Source organism: Spirosoma pulveris (genome assembly GCF_054781875.1).
Genome location: NZ_BAAGTO010000001.1, coordinates 981,657 through 996,636 on the forward strand (window position 1 = coordinate 981,657; position 14,980 = coordinate 996,636).

Below are 14,980 nucleotides of genomic sequence, written 5' to 3' on the forward strand. Positions count from 1 at the left end.
CTTCAAGGCTTTTTCGGCAATTCTGGCAGTACTGGTTTCTGTAACGGCTCAGGTGGATCAACCTGCCTGAACGGCCGTCTGAATGACCGCAGCATGGTGTAGTAGGTGGACGTGTCCGGAACCTTGACCGGCATATTATCCAGCGTAGCCCGCACCACGTTGGGCAGGTCTGTCGGATACCGATAAAATGAATTTCGCGGTCGGCTGGTAGGCATCATACCGGGCGATAGCCTGAAGGGTGTATGAACAGCCGGTGGAAAAACCTTGTGAGGCCCCACGTCCGGAAGTGAGTCAAGACGAAAAAACGTCATCGGCGATTGCCCGTAGGCACACCCGACAAGGAGTAGTAAAACCGGCAGTATTTTAATCATCGTACATGTTCGCTAAAGGTATGCCTGAATAGACCCATTTTCCATCCTGTTCGTTGCAACAACGTTCGGCTTTTATCGACTGAAACTAAAGCCTTAACACATCGGTTTCCTATCAAATTGACTGAATTGAAAAATGAAAATTACGCTGATTTCTACTTCATCACGCAAAAACAGCAACTCCCTGCGTTTTGTCAGCTACATGCGCAACCTATTGGTTAGCGAAGGGCAGCACGACGTTTCGATTGTGTCGTTTGAAGACTACGATATACCTTATGTTGGGCAGGGGTCGGTAAAAAAAGACGCCCTGACGCCCTTTCAATCCGAACTCATCAGCGCCTGGGAATCGGCCGATCTGGTGCTCTTTGCCATGCCCGAATACAACTGGACGGCTCCTCCCCAGGCCACCAATGCCATCCACCAGTTGGGTGGTCCGGGCTTCAAGCACCTGTTCGATAACAAAGTGTTTGCCATGGTGGGTATCTCCAACGGCCGGGGTGGCCGCCAGCCCGCGCTGGACATGACCACGGTGGTGAACAAAATTATCAGCTTCACCAACAGCTACTCCATTATTTCGCCGAAGCTATACGAATCGCATGAGACGGATAAAAACATCGACGAAAACGGCCATTTCTATGGCCATGAAGTGTACGAGCGGACCGCAAAAGCTTTTCTGGACTACACCCTGAACGTAGCGCAGCGGTGGGTTGGCAACGAGCAACTCGCCGACAAGTAACGTACTGATAAACCGTACGATAGCAAAAGGGGCACGGAGCAGAAACTACGTGTCCCTTTTGCGTATTTGCTTACCTGAACCTATCCTGCACATGAAAACGGTAAGCTCAATTCTTTTCCTGCTTTTCGGTTTACTCATTAGCTGCCACCAGGCGGAACAAGCTGCACCGGCGACACTCCCGCTTACGCTGGTTGACGGCTATGGCCCATTTAGTCCGGGTTTTTCGAGACTGGGTAATGAGCGTCAAAATAAGTCTGATGACAAGGAGCCATGGCGTAAACTGAGTTTAAACGTCGTAGGGATTCCGGCCAACTGGAGCCATGTCGACAAGGCAATGGTTTGGTTGAATACCAATCAGCTCGTTTACCAGAATTTTATTCAGGGAACATTAACAGAAGCTCAGTATAAAGACTTTCGGAACTATTGGAAGTTGACGGCGGATACAGCTCAACTTTCCCGAAAACCAATTAAATGTTACGTATATACCTTGAGAGGGTTCGATGAGCAGACCGGCAAATGGGCCGTACTGATCGACACAAACAACAACCTTGACTTCAGCGACGAAACAGCTTTTTATCCCGAAGTTATTCAGCGTAATAACCCGTACTCCTACAGGAAGCCTACAATTGTTAATTACGAAGTTTACCAAAAAGGGAAGATCCTAAAGGCATCGCTACCAATGGTGGTAAAAACGTTCGGAAATGACTTCTTTTACAATTTCCCGCAACATGCTCAGACTACCCTTAAACGTGCCGGCAAGACATACAACCTGGCGGTTAGTTTTGGCTTTACCCGGCCCGATTTCGACATCAACGGACTCGTTGACTTGTCAACTTTATCCACTAGTGAGCGAATTTCTGAAGATAAATTGATCGAAGTCAATGAGAACGTATCACTCGATGGAATCACGTACAAGAACAAAGGAGTTGACTTCTACAATAATGTACTGCGGTTAGAGCCCGTCGTCGACGGCAAGCGGGAATACGCGCTACAGGTCGGCTATCCGTTCAAACCCTTTATCGAGCCGGAATTCACGTCCAGACGTCCCATTGCCCTGGCCGATTATAAAGGCAAGTATGTTTACATCGATTTCTGGGGAACCTGGTGCAAAGGATGCGTTGACGATATTCCAAATCTGAAAAAGCTGTATGCAGGCCTCGACAAAAACCAGTTCGAGTTTATTGGCATTGTTCAGGACTCACCGGAACGGCTCACTAAGTTCATTCAGAAACAGGATGTGCAATGGCCACAAATTCTGTCCGACCAGTCCAACAAACTTGTTGAATCCTACCCGTTTAGAGGCTATCCCACATCGGTACTGCTTGACAAGAACGGCATTGTCCTGGCCAGAGACCTGCGGGGAAATGAACTGAGAGACAAATTAAAGGAGTTAACCGTCCAGTAACCGATCCATTAATCAGCGTCCGTCTGTTATACTGCATGAAACAACACATTGCCCACATTGCGTTAGTCGTTGACGACTACGACGAAGCCATCGAGTTTTACACCCGAAAGCTAAACTTCACTTTACTCGAAGATACCATCCTGACTGACACCAAACGTTGGGTACGGGTTGCCCCGCCCGGCTCGTCCGGCACGGGTCTGTTACTGGCGAAAGCGTCCGGTGATGAGCAGAAAAGCCGGGTGGGTAATCAAACGGGCGGTCGGGTCTTTCTGTTTCTCTATACCGATGATTTCTGGCGAGATCACGCGACTATGGTGTCTCAGAACATCCGTTTTGTGCGTGGCCCGGTGGAAGAAGATTACGGTACGGTGGCGGTTTTTGAAGATTTATACGGAAATCTGTGGGACATGATCGAACCTAAAATACAGTGAGCAGCTGACGGCCGTCGGCCAATTTTGCAGAAATGAAACAACTGCTTTAACCGGGCTCAATACCCGGTTTTTTCATGTCTTTCAGTCAAAAAAAAGGTCGACCCAGCTCCCAAAAATGGTCATTCGGATTGATTTAGTTTGTGATCCGTCAGAACAATAGCACTTTCGTAACCGTCAGGCTGGTAGTACCATTTCGTATAAACGGCCCGGCTTTTGTTCACCATCCGTCTGAAGGCGTTGCAATGCCTGTTCCATTCAACTAGACAACCGAATCAATGACTCTGGTAAAATTAGGCATGGCCGGGTTAAGCCTTGTGGCCCCTGCCTTAACTTCAACAGTCCCAAGTACAAGCGTTGGCATGTACATCAGTCAGTTTGACAACGTATTAGGTACATCGCTCACGATCAAAGCCATTGCCACCTCCCTGGTTGCAGCCCGGCAGGCAGAACAGGCCGCGTTAGCTGAAATTGAGCGACTGAGCCAGCTCTTAAGCAGTTACCGGCCAGAAAGTGAATTCAGCCGCTGGCAGGCAACTGAAAACGTAGCTACCCGTATTTCAGCGGATTTATTTTCCGTTTTAGCCCAATTCGACACCTGGTTCGAGCGAACGGAAGGAGCGATCAACGCGGGCGCTGAAGCTGTTAGTCAGGTTTGGCAACAGGCAGCAGCGGCCGGTACACAACCCGCTGAAGCAGAGTTGGCGCGGGCGACCCGTGCCGCTCAGCAATCCCACTGGCAGCTTGACCACACAAACCAAACAGCAACCCGGCTCAGTCAGGCACCTCTCCGACTGCATACTTTTGCGAAAAGCTACGTCCTCGAACGGGCAGCGGAAGCGGCTTTAGCGATTACCGACGTTCAGGGCATTGTATTGAACGGAGGTGGCGACCTTGTGGTTCGGGGAAACTGGGCCGAACCCGTCGGTGTCGCCAATCCACAGGCCGATGCCGAAAACCACGCTGTACTAAGCCGGTTTGCCGTACAGAACGGGACCGTTGCCACCAGCGGCAGCTACCGTAGGGGTGTTCAGTTAGGCGACGACTGGTTTTCGCACATTGTCGATCCGCGTACGGGCCAGCCTGCCAATGCGATAGCCAGCGCCACGGTCGTTCACCCGGATGCGGTGACCGCGGGCGCGCTGGCAACGACTTTTAGCATCCTGACACCGGCCGAGAGTGAGGCCATGGCGGCTACTCTGCCGGGTACCGAATTTTTTATCGTCACAAACAACGGTCAGCAGCACAGCAGCCCCGGCTGGGCTGCGACCGCCACTTCTGCAGCCCCAGTATCCAACGACCTGACTGCGGCCCGCCTGATGCACCTTGCGCCAGCGAAAGACAAGCTATGGAATCCCGACCAGGAAGTGCTGATCAGCCTGGAGCTACCCCAGTTTCCCGGCCGTTCGCACCGCCCGTTTGTGGCCATCTGGGTAGAAGATGAGAAAGGAAACCCCGTCCGAAATCTGGCGCTCTGGTACAACAAACCGCGCTGGCTCCCCGAATTACGGGATTGGTACGCCCAGCGCCGTAACCCCGATTTTGAAGCGGCTTCGGCTTCGGTGACCAGCGCCACCCGCTCGCCGGGGGCCTATACCCTGAGCTGGGATGGCAAGGATAACGCCGGACAGTTTGTGAAGCAGGGTAACTACACGGTTTTTATCGAAGCCGCCCGCGAACACGGCACCTACCAGCTCATTAAGCAGCAAATGGATTTTAACGGAAAACCTAAACAACTGTCGCTACCCGGCAATGTCGAAATTACAACCGCAGCCCTGGACTATCGCAAAAAAAGCGATGCCCGCTGAGCCCTCCGGCGCCCGTACCAAATCGGGAACCAACCCAACCATCAAACGCCGGATCTCTGCCGTAACACGCTGGCTGCACATTTACCTGTCTATGGCCAGTTTCGTGATCGTACTATTTTTTGCCGTTACTGGACTGACGCTCAATCATGCCGACTGGTTCGACGACCAGTTCAGTACGAATGAGTTTACCGGTAAAGTGCCGCTGGCCTGGGTAAAAACCGCCGATACATCCGCTATCAATAAACTGGGCGTAGTCGAACACCTCCGCAACACCCACGGGGTAAAAGGAGCTGTTAGCGATATGCGGCTGGAAGCCGATCAGGTATCGGTTTCTTTCCGGGGGCCGGGCTACACAGCCGACGCCGTTGTAAAACGGGATAACGGATCGTACCAGCTTACCGAAACCCGAATGGGGCTGGTAGCCGTACTGAACGACCTGCACAAAGGCCGCGATACCGGCAAGTCGTGGGCGTGGGTGATTGACGGTTCGGCCATTTTCATGACGCTCATTTCGGCAACGGGACTTATTCTGCTGCTGTTCCTGAAAAAGCGTCGGCTCAGCGGTTTGGTACTGGCCGGGTTTGGCTTTTTGATTGTTTACCTGATCTATGCTTTTGCCCTGGGTTAACATACCCTGATAAAGGCATGTTTATACTGGTCAGTAAGAAAGCGATTGCAGCACTAGCTGCCCATCATAAAAGCGGTTTTCTCCTTACCTTGCTCTGCTAATTGCGTCAAATAGGCATAATCAACAGAAAATTTAATGGCCAACGGTAGTCACGATCACTCGTCCGAAACACACCATCACGAACAACACCTCCATAGTTCCGATTTCATTTCTGATATAGTCATTGGCATGGCCGACGGACTAACGGTACCTTTTGCCCTTGCGGCCGGACTCAGCGGTGCGGTGGCTACTTCCACGCTTGTCGTGACGGCGGGCATTGCGGAAATCGTAGCCGGTTCCATTGCTATGGGTTTGGGTGGGTATCTGGCAGGGCGCACCGCAGCCGATCATTACGAATCGGAACGTCGGCGGGAGGTGCGCGAAGTGGAAACTGTTCCCGAACGCGAAAAAGAGGAAGTGCGGGAGGTATTTGCCGACATGGGCTTACCGCTCCACTTACAGGTTGCCATTGCCGATGAATTGTCAAAGGACAAAACGAAGTGGGTCGATTTCATGATGAAATACGAACTGGGCCTCGATGAACCCGATCCCAACCGGGCCACGAAAAGTGCCCTGACTATTGGTTTGTCGTACGTGGTGGGCGGTCTGGTACCACTGGCTCCTTATTTTTTCAATGCCGCTCCCCATCAGGCGTTAGTATACTCCTGTGCCGTAACGCTGATCTGCCTGTTCGTTTTCGGCTATTTCAAAAGCAAAGTCACCGGACAGCCGCCTGTTGGCGGTGCGTTCAAGGTCATGTTTATCGGAGCACTGGCCGCAGCAGCCGCTTTTGGTGTAGCCAGGCTGTTTTAAGATCCAGAGGCACTCCACTACCTAATACCCTTCATCCGTAACCAGATAGTAGCTTTCGTTTTGGGTCGACTGGTCCTGCAGTTCAACGATGACCGTTAGCCATTCCACATGTGTGTATTCGTTGTAGGGGGAGCTTTGGGTATCCTGAACGGCTAACCCCTGATCGGTAGCCTGCTGGTTGATATACGCGATGGCGTCTTCCCGGGACGAAAATGTTCCCAGTAGATCTCCGAAATTCAGGCTCGGTTCATCATCGGGCAGTTCCCCCGCTAGGTTGGATACCGGCGATTCAGGATGCTCGGTTGGGTTGTTGGCTTCCGGGGCCTTGTACAATTCGATGGTCATAAGCTGAGTTGGTTGGCAGCAGGCAGAGCGAACCTTCGGGTCACAAGCCTGTAGTCAATCAACTCAATAAAGCCACAAGTGTTCCTAAAACTGCAATTCTGACCGTCGATGTGTCGACCGATTGACTTTTTATAAACAATGGGGTGAGACGGCTATTGGGCCTAAATTCGCTTGAAGCTGACGGATCGGGACACCCATTGGCCATTAAGTGGGAATGAGTACCGGTAGTTGAAAACGTTTTCTGCACTGCACGTCATCGTCAACAAATCATCCTTTTGTACTTGCAATGGCCTGATCGAGTAAGCAACGCAATTGCCTTGAAAATCCTGATTCACCAAAGCCTTTCCGAGCGAAACGCTGTCGCCGGGCTGCCCGTTCGAAAAAGCCTGAAGTTTGATCACTACCGAATCGGCAGTAACCCGTTTCAGGGATAACTGAACGGTTTCGCCATTAACAAGGAACGGACCATATAGCGATTTGGCTTCGTAAACACCCTCCAGCGACGTTGCCGGTTCTGGTAGTTTCAGGGTATTATCGTGACACGACCCCCCCCCGATGGCAACGCAAAGAACTCCGATTATACCAAGTAGCCCACTCCGTTTCATGACCGTTCCAACATTTCTCAGAGAACGATCAATTTTTCATTTATAGTATACCTGTAGAGTAGATAAAAAGTCAAGAAATGTAGGTCAGTAAACGGGTGGCTGTGCAGTCGGAGGCCAGTAAACACCCGGCCAGGCTCAAAGACTATGACCACGGCCAGTACCCGTCCTGAACGTCACTTCACTAGCTCTTTCTGGTACAATCCAATCAACGTATCAACGGCATAGTCGATTTCTTCCGTTGTGTTGTATTTTCCAAAGGAGAACCGAACATAGCCCCGGTCGGGATCGAGTCCGGGCAAAGCGGCCAGCACGTGCGAACCCACGTTGGACCCGCTCGAACAAGCCGATCCACCCGAGGCCGAAATCCGGGCAATGTCGAGACTGAACAGCAGCATATCGCTCATGTCCGATGCGGGCAGGCTGACATTCAACACCGTATACAGGCTGTTGTCCAGATCGGCAGAGTCGCCGTTGAACTTAACATCGGGCATTTTGGCCCGAAGCTGGTCGATCATCCGGCTTTTTAGCGAGGTAATGTGCTGGCGGTGGGCGTCCATATCCCGGTAGGCAATCTCAAGTGCTTTTGCCAGCCCGACAATGCCGTACACGTTTTCGGTGCCGCCCCGCATGTTGCGTTCCTGAGCACCGCCGTAAACGAAGGGATGAATTTTAACCCGTTCGGCATTGACATACAGGAAGCCAACGCCTTTGGGGCCGTGAAATTTATGACCGGCACCCACAATAAAGTCGACCGGGAGCTGTTGCAGATTATGCCGAAAATGGCCCATGGTCTGCACCGTATCGGAGTGAAAAATAGCGTCGTGGCTTCGGCAAATCTCCCCTACCCGATTCAGGTCCAGCAGATTTCCGATCTCATTATTCCCGTGCATGAGCGACACCAGCGAACGCCCTTTGTGCGCACCCAGCAACTCGTCCAGATGCGCCAGATCGACATGGCCCTTTTCATCAATATTGACCAGACTTAACCGGATAACCCCCTGTTTTGCCAGGTGCTCCAGCGTATGCAGCACGGCATGGTGTTCGAGAGGTGAGGTAATGGCGTGGGTAAGGCCATAGGTTTCGATACTGCTCCGGATGGCGGTGTTGTCCGCTTCGGTACCACCCGAAGTGAAGAAGACTTCGGCAGGCGATGTATTGAGGAGCATAGCTACCGTTTTGCGTGCTTTTTCGATAGCCGTACGCACCGTACGTCCATGACTATGGATGGACGATGGGTTACCAAACTGCTCGGTCATGAGCGGCAGCATGGCGTCCAGAACTTCGGGGTCGAGCCGGGTCGTAGCGGCATTATCGAGGTAAATAGCAGCGGTAGGTTTCATCATCAGTCAATTGAACTCGCCCGCAAAGATACGGCGAATGGTCCTGCCAATGAAACAGAATCCTGTCTTGCGTCGTTCTACGGCTACGATTGTAACTTGGACTTTATGGATTTTTCTCAGGCACCGGGCCTTATTTACGCCGAACTTTCGCTTTGGCTGCGTAATGCCATTCGCTATTTACCCGAACTGGCCGTGGCCATTATCATCTTCGTCCTCTTCACCTTTGCATCCCGCTGGATAAGCCGGGGGTTTATAGGCGGGCTGAGAAGGGTTAGCACCAATGAGTCGGTTATCAACCTGACGGGGGCCGTCCTGCGGTTCGTTGTCGTTTCCATTGGTCTCTTTATCGCCCTGGGGATTCTGGGGCTCGACAAAACTGTTACGTCGCTGCTGGCGGGCGCGGGTGTCATTGCACTGGCCGTTGGCTTTGCCTTTCAGGATTTGACCGCCAACTTTATTTCGGGGACGATGATTGCCCTGGCCCGCCCCATTCAGGTGGGCGATACGGTCGAAACCAACGGCTACACCGGCAAAGTGCTCGACATTAAACTTCGGTCCATCGTGATGGATAACGGGCAGGGGCAAACCGTGGAGATTCCCAGTAAAGACGTTTTTCAGAAACCGATCACCAACTTTTCGCGCATTGGTCAGCGCCGGATCGAACTGGCTGCGGGCGTTTCGTATCTGGACGATCTGGTCACCGCCCAGAAAATTGCCAAAGCCGCCGTTTCTCAATTGCCGTTTGTTCTGAAAGATCACCCGGTCGACTTACACTATCGACACTTCGCCGATGCCAACATTCAGTTTGTGGTCTGGTTCTGGATCAACCCCACGGCAACGAATCCGCACTTCGCCCTCAGCGAAGCGATCATGGCGGTGAAACGGGCGTTCGATGAGCATCAGATCCTGATCGTCTTCGCCGGACAAACCTTTGACCTGAAGCAGAAGCTGCAGAACGGGCCTATTGGGAGAGATTGAATTAACTCGTTTTCGATTTAATAAAAAAGGGATTACCCTCTGTGGCCATTGTGCCATAACGGCGGACCATCTCTGTGGTTAATCCCTTTTTTATATAAATCAACGTCAACTACCTCACTTTGTAGAACTTGGCCCCGAACAGGAGGATAACTACGTAGCAGATTATAGGCAGATAATAGGCGTTTGCTACATCTTTCTCCGCGGCCATACCCATCAGGAACGGGAACACGGCCCCGCCAACAACACCCATCGAAATGAATGAAGACGCCTGTTGGGTATGTGAACCCAGGTTTTTCAGGCCCAGACTGAAGATGGTTGGGAACATGATGCTGAAGAAGAAGTTGAGCATCATGAGCGCAATGAACGAAGGCCAGCCGAAACTCTGGGTAATGATCAGGCACATGAGGATATTGCAACCTGCAAAAATGGCCAGTAACGTATGGGGCGCAATGACCCGCATCAGGAAGGTACCCACAAAACGGCCGGCCAGCATCAGGCCCATGAAGAGCACCATGTAGTTACCGGCCACCGCATCGGTGAAGCCCATCTTCTCGTGACCGTAGTTGATAAAAAACGCCCAGGTCCCGCCTTGTGCGGCAACGTTGAAAAACTGAGCGGCAACGGCCCAGCGGAAGTGTTTGTGGTCGAAGAGCGATTTACCGGGGGCCACATCCACATTGGCTGCGTCAGGATCGGCAACGGTGGCATGGGGATCGGTTAACGCCGGGACTTTTACAAACGAGAAAAGAATGGCGATGGTGGCGATAACGCTGCCAATGGCAATGTATAACGTCTTTACCGAGGTAAGGTCGGTGCTGCCCGGCGTGTTGTTGCGCAGCAGGAAATACGAGCCGATGGCGGGTCCGATAATGGCCCCCAGCGCGTTGAACGCCTGGGCGAAATTGATACGCTGGTCGCTGGTGCGCTGATCGCCGAGGGAGGCCACAAACGGGTGAGCAACCGTTTCGAGGGTCGAGATGCCGCAGCCTAGAATAAAGAGGGCAATGCCGAAGAACGTGAAGGAAGCAGCCGCAGCGGCCGGAACAAACAGAAACGAACCAGTGGCAAACAGCCCCAGCCCCAGCAAAACCCCGTTTTTGTAGCCAAACCGCTTCATGAACAGTCCGGCTGGTATACCCATCACAAAATAGGCCCCAAAAATGGCAAACTGCACAAAAGCCGATTGCGTTTTGGTCAGGCTCAGCACGTGCTGGAAGTGCTTGTTTAATACATCGCCCATGGTAATGGCGACCCCCCAGAACATAAAAAGAGACGTAACAAAAACGAGGGTTACAAGGTACTTGTTTTCAGTAAAGGCCGCTTTTGACTGGCCTGCGGTAGGGGTTGCCTGCATGGTTTAGGGGTTATGATACGCGGTTTACGTGTTGGTGCAATTGATTCGTTTTGTCCTTACTGCGCACCTCCACGGGTGTAAAGTCTTTTGAAAGGGCAAATTACCGCTTTCGGGCTTAAGTTGCTCTTTTTGTTATATTGCTTTCGGCAGGAAGGGCCGCTTCATAACGAGACTTCGAAATGACTTTTATTCCTGTAAAACAGGAGTCTCCTGATGTACACGCTTTTATAAAACATTAAATTCTCAATCATCAATTTCGCTATGAGCAAATTGCTCTTCACTCTCCTGCTTGTCAGTACACTTCCCGCTTCAGTCGAAGCCAGCACCCGCGATACGCTTCGGCACCAGGGACAAACCCGAATTTATTGGGTTCATATGCCGCTAAGCTACACTAAAACCGATGAGCCAATGCCGCTGGTGATCGCTCTCCACGGGGGTGGCGGTAGTGGACAGCAGTTTGAATCCCAGTCGAAACTGAGCGAAAAAGCAGATAAGGAAGGCTTTATTGTGGTGTATGCCGATGGCCTGCAAAATCCGGGTGTGTTGAAGCTACGCACCTGGAATGCGGGAAACTGCTGCGGCCAGATTGCATCGGCGCAACAAGCCGACGATGTGGGCTTTATCCGTAAACTCATTGATAAGCTAACGACAACCTACCGGATCGACCCGAAGCGGGTGTTTGCTACCGGGCATTCTAACGGGGCCATGCTCTGCTACCGACTCGCCTGCGAACTCTCCGACAAACTGGCAGCCATTGCGGCCAATGCCGGAACCATGCAGATGAAAACGCCCTGCCACCCCTCCCGTGTACTGTCGATTTTGCACATTCATTCCAGGCAGGATAACAATGTTCCCTACACTGGCGGCATCGGCTCCCTAAGCCTCAACAAACAGTGGAACGCCCCCGTCGACAGTACGCTGGCCGTATTTGCCAAACTTGCGGGCTGTACGCCCGAAAAGCCAACCACAAAAACAGCCGGGTTGTATACATCGTACACCTGGACGAATTGCCGGGACGACGTCGCTCTTGAGTACTACCTGACCATCGATGGCGGTCACGCCTGGCCCGGTGGCCAGAAAGGAGCCCGCTTTATTGGCGATACCCCTTCCGAAGCGTTCTTGAACAATGACCTGATCTGGGATTTCTTTAAAAGCCGTTCGCTGCCATAGCGGGCTGTTCTGACAAGTAGTACAATCAATCCTCACGCCCTTCTTTTCGGTTGGCATCGGCCATGCGGACGATTTTGGGGGTGAACTTCGCCAGTACGTCTACAAGATCAAGCTGGGCTCCGATGACGGTGTCGATGTTTTTGTAGACCATCGGCGCTTCGTCCAGGTCGCCCCCCACGAGTTGAACACCGGCTTCCACCAGCGCTTTGTTCCACTGCGAGCGGGTGATGCTGTTGAAGGCCTTCGTTCGTGACATCAGCCGACCGGCCCCGTGCGAAGCCGAGTTCAGCGACTCAACATTGCCTCGCCCACGCACGACGAAGCCCGGCTGTGTCATCGAACCCGGAATGATGCCCAACACACCCGCTCCCGCCGGGGTTGCTCCTTTTCGGTGAACAAGCACCTCCCGTCCATCGGCCAATTGCTCTTTCCAGGCAAAATTATGGTGATTCTCAACCATCACCAGCGGCTTCTCACGCAACGCTTTGGCCAGTTTATGGTGAATCTCGTGGTGGTTCGCTGACGCATACTCGCCCGCCAGATTCATCCCGATCCAGTACTCCTGCCCTTCCTGCGTGTTCAAGTCGAGCCAGGCCAGGTGAGCGGCTTCCTTTGGCAATCTGGTCTTCTGCATTGCCAGTTTGGAATACGTATTGGCAATATTAGCCCCGAACCCACGCGAACCGGAGTGCGACAACAGCGCCATATACTCGCCCGGCGGCAGGCTCAGACCCGATTCTTTCGTCAGGCTATCGTCATGCACTTCCACAATGCCCCACTCAACAAAGTGGTTTCCCGTCCCGGAGGTACCGAGTTGCCGGTACGCTTTGTCTTTTAAATCGCGGATCACTTTGGTCGCCTGCCATTCGGGCAGATCCATCACGCTCTCGTCGAATTTCTCGCGGGTTTCACCCCCCATACCGAATTTAGTCTGCTCGACTAAAATCCGCTTCAGCAAATGCGGTTCGCGGGTTAGAAAGGACGGCGGCAGGTCGAATACCGACAGGCACATTCGGCAGGCAATATCGACGCCCACCGCGAAAGGAATAACTTTGTTCGCTTCCGTCGCCAACACACCCCCAATGGGCAACCCATATCCCTGGTGGGCATCGGGCATGAGGGCACCCGCCACCGAGATGGGCAGACTGGAGGCCGTTTCCATTTGTTTCAACGCGCCTTCTTCAATAAACTCCCGACCGAAAACAGCATACGGCAAGGGTCCTTCACGCAGACCAATCGTTTGTTCGGCCTGTTTTTCCGAACTCACCAGCGCGTAAGGCTCGGGTTCGGCGGGCAAGTAACTGCCCGCCACTTCGCTCAACGGAACGGCAATACCCTGCTTGTTCAGGCCGTAAATCGCCTGCGCCAGATTCGTGACTTTGTTTTTTGAGAAAGCGTATTTTTTCGGGTTTCGAAGCATCTGCGCCAGGAGCGTCATCACCTTCTCTCTGGGGTAATTACCCCGCTGCATCAGCCCATTCGCCACCCGCAGGAAACCCGCCTGCAGCGACTCCGGAATGGGGCCTAACGTTAAAATATCCTCTACTGAAATCGGTGTTTCCATTGGTTTAGTTATTATAAGTATCGCGGGAGGAAACCCCTGTAGCTGAAGGCTAATACCATCCTTTTCCAGCCTTCGGCTACACAGGTTTCCTTCCGCGATACAATACTCATTAATTACCACGCCCTAAAATCTGCTTAAGCTGATCGACCATCGAGCCACTGTTCGAGACAGAAATCGAACTGATTTTGTCCGCGATCTTCTCGACGTATTCCATCTCTTTCAATTTCCAGAGCATCTCATTGTCCTCCATCAGCTTGGCTGTGTTCAGCAAACTCCGGGTCGACGCCGTCTCCTCCCGACGCATGATGACGTTGGCCTGCGCTTTCTTCTCGGCCATCAACACCTGGTTCATGATGTCGCGCATGTCGCCGGGCAGGATGATGTCGCGAATACCACCCGCCCGAAGCTCGACACCCAATTGAGCGGCTTTGTCCGATGTCGCCTTAACCACAAACGGCGCTATTTCACCCTTCTTATCAAGCAGTTCATCGAGGGTAAACCCGCCAACGTACTCACGCAGTGCGAGTTGCACCAACACGTACAACTGTTTGTCGAAGTCCTTATTCTCAACCAATGCTTTAACGACATCTCGCACCTGGTACTGAACGTAGAAGCTCAGGCGTAATGACGCTTTGTCTTTTGTCAGGATTTCCTGTCCGGAGACTTCCATTTGCTGCTGGCGCATATCGACTTTCAGCACTTGAACGGGCGTCGTGTTTTTCCACCAATAGTACGTTCCGGCGGTCAATACCCGGTCGAATTTCCAGTCGATGAATAACACCCCCTGCTCATGGGCCTCTACGCTGAAAGCGCGCACATAGGCCGATAAAGGTTGTGGCATCAGCGAAACCAGGTCGATCGTGGCCGGTATGGCCAACTGGCTCACATCAGCCCGTATATACTGATATTGCTTAACGCCCTTCCAGAAGGCCCATCGACCTTTACGCAGAATAGTCTGAAAAAGCCCATGCTCGTATTGTAACACGATCTCATTGTCGCCCACCTCCAGTACATCGAGCGCATCGGCCACTTCGGGATACTGAAGCAGGACAGACAGATCGCTGGGCGGATTCTGCAATAGCTCGCCCTGGTTATAGATATGCACTGTCTCGTTCGACCAAAGCCAGTACTGACCCGGTGAAAGCAGTTGCTTATAAGCGCCAAACTTGAACACCAGCCCGATTTGCAGGGCCTGAATACGTACCATTTTCATCATTGATAACTTTTTTGCGGCTTTCGGTGCTCAGTATCAGGGTCAGTGCGCGCTATTCCCTCCCCAGATACCGGATACCTAAACCCGATTAACGATTAACAAAACCAGTAAGAAGCCTCCCGTTCGGGCAACGCGGAAGCCGGTGAGCGATGGTTTTGGTGCGCTGGTCCAGAAAATGGGCTGGTT

At 52.5% G+C, this 14,980-nt stretch carries 15 protein-coding genes; 8 read left to right on the forward strand and 7 right to left on the reverse strand.

Features of this window, described 5'->3' with window-relative positions; all coding sequences use genetic code 11:
- Positions 1-2: 2 nt before the first annotated feature.
- Positions 3-371, reverse strand: a complete 369-nt coding sequence (locus tag ACYVJM_RS03980) for a hypothetical protein (protein WP_461146908.1) — start codon at positions 369-371, stop codon at positions 3-5.
- Positions 372-504: 133 nt separating this feature from the next.
- Between ACYVJM_RS03980 and ACYVJM_RS03985 the strand changes: the two genes are divergently transcribed.
- From ACYVJM_RS03985 to ACYVJM_RS04010, 6 genes are all read left to right on the forward strand, one after another.
- Positions 505-1,104, forward strand: a complete 600-nt coding sequence (locus ACYVJM_RS03985; RefSeq protein WP_461146909.1) for an NAD(P)H-dependent oxidoreductase — start codon at positions 505-507, stop codon at positions 1,102-1,104.
- A 91-nt stretch (positions 1,105-1,195) separates the two neighbouring features.
- Positions 1,196-2,509, forward strand: coding sequence for a peroxiredoxin family protein (locus tag ACYVJM_RS03990; protein ID WP_461146910.1), 1,314 nt, complete (start codon positions 1,196-1,198; stop codon positions 2,507-2,509).
- A 35-nt stretch (positions 2,510-2,544) separates the two neighbouring features.
- Positions 2,545-2,940, forward strand: coding sequence for a VOC family protein (locus ACYVJM_RS03995; protein ID WP_461146911.1), 396 nt, complete (start codon positions 2,545-2,547; stop codon positions 2,938-2,940).
- A gap of 275 nt (positions 2,941-3,215) precedes the next feature.
- A complete protein-coding gene (locus ACYVJM_RS04000; RefSeq protein ID WP_461146912.1) occupies positions 3,216-4,745 on the forward strand; it encodes a DUF2271 domain-containing protein in 1,530 nt (509 codons plus the stop codon).
- Positions 4,690-5,373 carry a PepSY-associated TM helix domain-containing protein gene (locus ACYVJM_RS04005; protein ID WP_461146913.1) on the forward strand — a complete coding sequence of 228 codons (684 nt, stop codon included), beginning with the start codon at positions 4,690-4,692 and terminating at the stop codon, positions 5,371-5,373. Before ACYVJM_RS04000 ends, ACYVJM_RS04005 begins: the two co-directional genes overlap by 56 nt.
- A gap of 135 nt (positions 5,374-5,508) precedes the next feature.
- Positions 5,509-6,225: a VIT1/CCC1 transporter family protein gene (locus ACYVJM_RS04010; RefSeq protein ID WP_461146914.1), complete on the forward strand. Its 717-nt coding sequence runs from the start codon at positions 5,509-5,511 to the stop codon at positions 6,223-6,225.
- Between the two features lie 21 nt (positions 6,226-6,246).
- On the opposite strand, the gene ACYVJM_RS04015 is transcribed toward ACYVJM_RS04010, so the two are convergent.
- From ACYVJM_RS04015 to ACYVJM_RS04025, 3 genes are all read right to left on the reverse strand, one after another.
- Positions 6,247-6,570 (reverse strand): hypothetical protein, encoded by a 324-nt coding sequence (locus tag ACYVJM_RS04015; RefSeq protein WP_461146915.1) that lies wholly within the window; start codon positions 6,568-6,570, stop codon positions 6,247-6,249.
- A gap of 161 nt (positions 6,571-6,731) precedes the next feature.
- Positions 6,732-7,175, reverse strand: a complete 444-nt coding sequence (locus ACYVJM_RS04020; RefSeq protein WP_461146916.1) for a hypothetical protein — start codon at positions 7,173-7,175, stop codon at positions 6,732-6,734.
- Positions 7,176-7,348: 173 nt separating this feature from the next.
- Positions 7,349-8,515: a cysteine desulfurase family protein gene (locus ACYVJM_RS04025; RefSeq protein ID WP_461147725.1), complete on the reverse strand. Its 1,167-nt coding sequence runs from the start codon at positions 8,513-8,515 to the stop codon at positions 7,349-7,351.
- A gap of 105 nt (positions 8,516-8,620) precedes the next feature.
- Between ACYVJM_RS04025 and ACYVJM_RS04030 the strand changes: the two genes are divergently transcribed.
- Positions 8,621-9,493, forward strand: coding sequence for a mechanosensitive ion channel family protein (locus tag ACYVJM_RS04030; RefSeq protein ID WP_461146917.1), 873 nt, complete (start codon positions 8,621-8,623; stop codon positions 9,491-9,493).
- A gap of 109 nt (positions 9,494-9,602) precedes the next feature.
- Here the strand turns inward: ACYVJM_RS04030 and ACYVJM_RS04035 are convergent, their stop codons facing one another.
- Positions 9,603-10,847: a sugar MFS transporter gene (locus tag ACYVJM_RS04035; protein ID WP_461146918.1), complete on the reverse strand. Its 1,245-nt coding sequence runs from the start codon at positions 10,845-10,847 to the stop codon at positions 9,603-9,605.
- A 261-nt stretch (positions 10,848-11,108) separates the two neighbouring features.
- Between ACYVJM_RS04035 and ACYVJM_RS04040 the strand changes: the two genes are divergently transcribed.
- The gene (locus ACYVJM_RS04040; RefSeq protein ID WP_461146919.1) at positions 11,109-12,017 is read left to right on the forward strand and encodes an extracellular catalytic domain type 1 short-chain-length polyhydroxyalkanoate depolymerase; all 909 of its coding nucleotides are present in this window, start codon (positions 11,109-11,111) and stop codon (positions 12,015-12,017) included.
- A gap of 25 nt (positions 12,018-12,042) precedes the next feature.
- Here the strand turns inward: ACYVJM_RS04040 and ACYVJM_RS04045 are convergent, their stop codons facing one another.
- Positions 12,043-13,581 carry an RtcB family protein gene (locus tag ACYVJM_RS04045; RefSeq protein WP_461146920.1) on the reverse strand — a complete coding sequence of 513 codons (1,539 nt, stop codon included), beginning with the start codon at positions 13,579-13,581 and terminating at the stop codon, positions 12,043-12,045.
- 109 nt (positions 13,582-13,690) lie between these two features.
- On the reverse strand, positions 13,691-14,797 hold the full coding sequence (locus ACYVJM_RS04050) for a slipin family protein (protein WP_461146921.1): 1,107 nt from the start codon (positions 14,795-14,797) through the stop codon (positions 13,691-13,693).
- Between the last annotated feature and the right edge of the window lie 183 nt (positions 14,798-14,980).

Bases quoted from the DNA above. Each gene is read 5' to 3' on its own strand.
- ACYVJM_RS04000 (WP_461146912.1), top strand. From the start codon at position 3,216: ATGACTCTGGTAAAATTAGGCATGGCCGGGTTAAGCCTTGTGGCCCCT.
- ACYVJM_RS03990 (WP_461146910.1), top strand. From the start codon at position 1,196: ATGAAAACGGTAAGCTCAATTCTTTTCCTGCTTTTCGGTTTACTCATT.
- ACYVJM_RS04015 (WP_461146915.1), bottom strand. From the start codon at position 6,570: ATGACCATCGAATTGTACAAGGCCCCGGAAGCCAACAACCCAACCGAG.
- ACYVJM_RS04040 (WP_461146919.1), top strand. From the start codon at position 11,109: ATGAGCAAATTGCTCTTCACTCTCCTGCTTGTCAGTACACTTCCCGCT.
- ACYVJM_RS03980 (WP_461146908.1), bottom strand. From the start codon at position 371: ATGATTAAAATACTGCCGGTTTTACTACTCCTTGTCGGGTGTGCCTAC.
- ACYVJM_RS04045 (WP_461146920.1), bottom strand. From the start codon at position 13,581: ATGGAAACACCGATTTCAGTAGAGGATATTTTAACGTTAGGCCCCATT.
- ACYVJM_RS04010 (WP_461146914.1), top strand. From the start codon at position 5,509: ATGGCCAACGGTAGTCACGATCACTCGTCCGAAACACACCATCACGAA.
- ACYVJM_RS04050 (WP_461146921.1), bottom strand. From the start codon at position 14,797: ATGATGAAAATGGTACGTATTCAGGCCCTGCAAATCGGGCTGGTGTTC.
- ACYVJM_RS04005 (WP_461146913.1), top strand. From the start codon at position 4,690: ATGTCGAAATTACAACCGCAGCCCTGGACTATCGCAAAAAAAGCGATG.
- ACYVJM_RS04035 (WP_461146918.1), bottom strand. From the start codon at position 10,847: ATGCAGGCAACCCCTACCGCAGGCCAGTCAAAAGCGGCCTTTACTGAA.
- ACYVJM_RS03985 (WP_461146909.1), top strand. From the start codon at position 505: ATGAAAATTACGCTGATTTCTACTTCATCACGCAAAAACAGCAACTCC.
- ACYVJM_RS04030 (WP_461146917.1), top strand. From the start codon at position 8,621: ATGGATTTTTCTCAGGCACCGGGCCTTATTTACGCCGAACTTTCGCTT.
- ACYVJM_RS04020 (WP_461146916.1), bottom strand. From the start codon at position 7,175: ATGAAACGGAGTGGGCTACTTGGTATAATCGGAGTTCTTTGCGTTGCC.
- ACYVJM_RS03995 (WP_461146911.1), top strand. From the start codon at position 2,545: ATGAAACAACACATTGCCCACATTGCGTTAGTCGTTGACGACTACGAC.
- ACYVJM_RS04025 (WP_461147725.1), bottom strand. From the start codon at position 8,515: ATGAAACCTACCGCTGCTATTTACCTCGATAATGCCGCTACGACCCGG.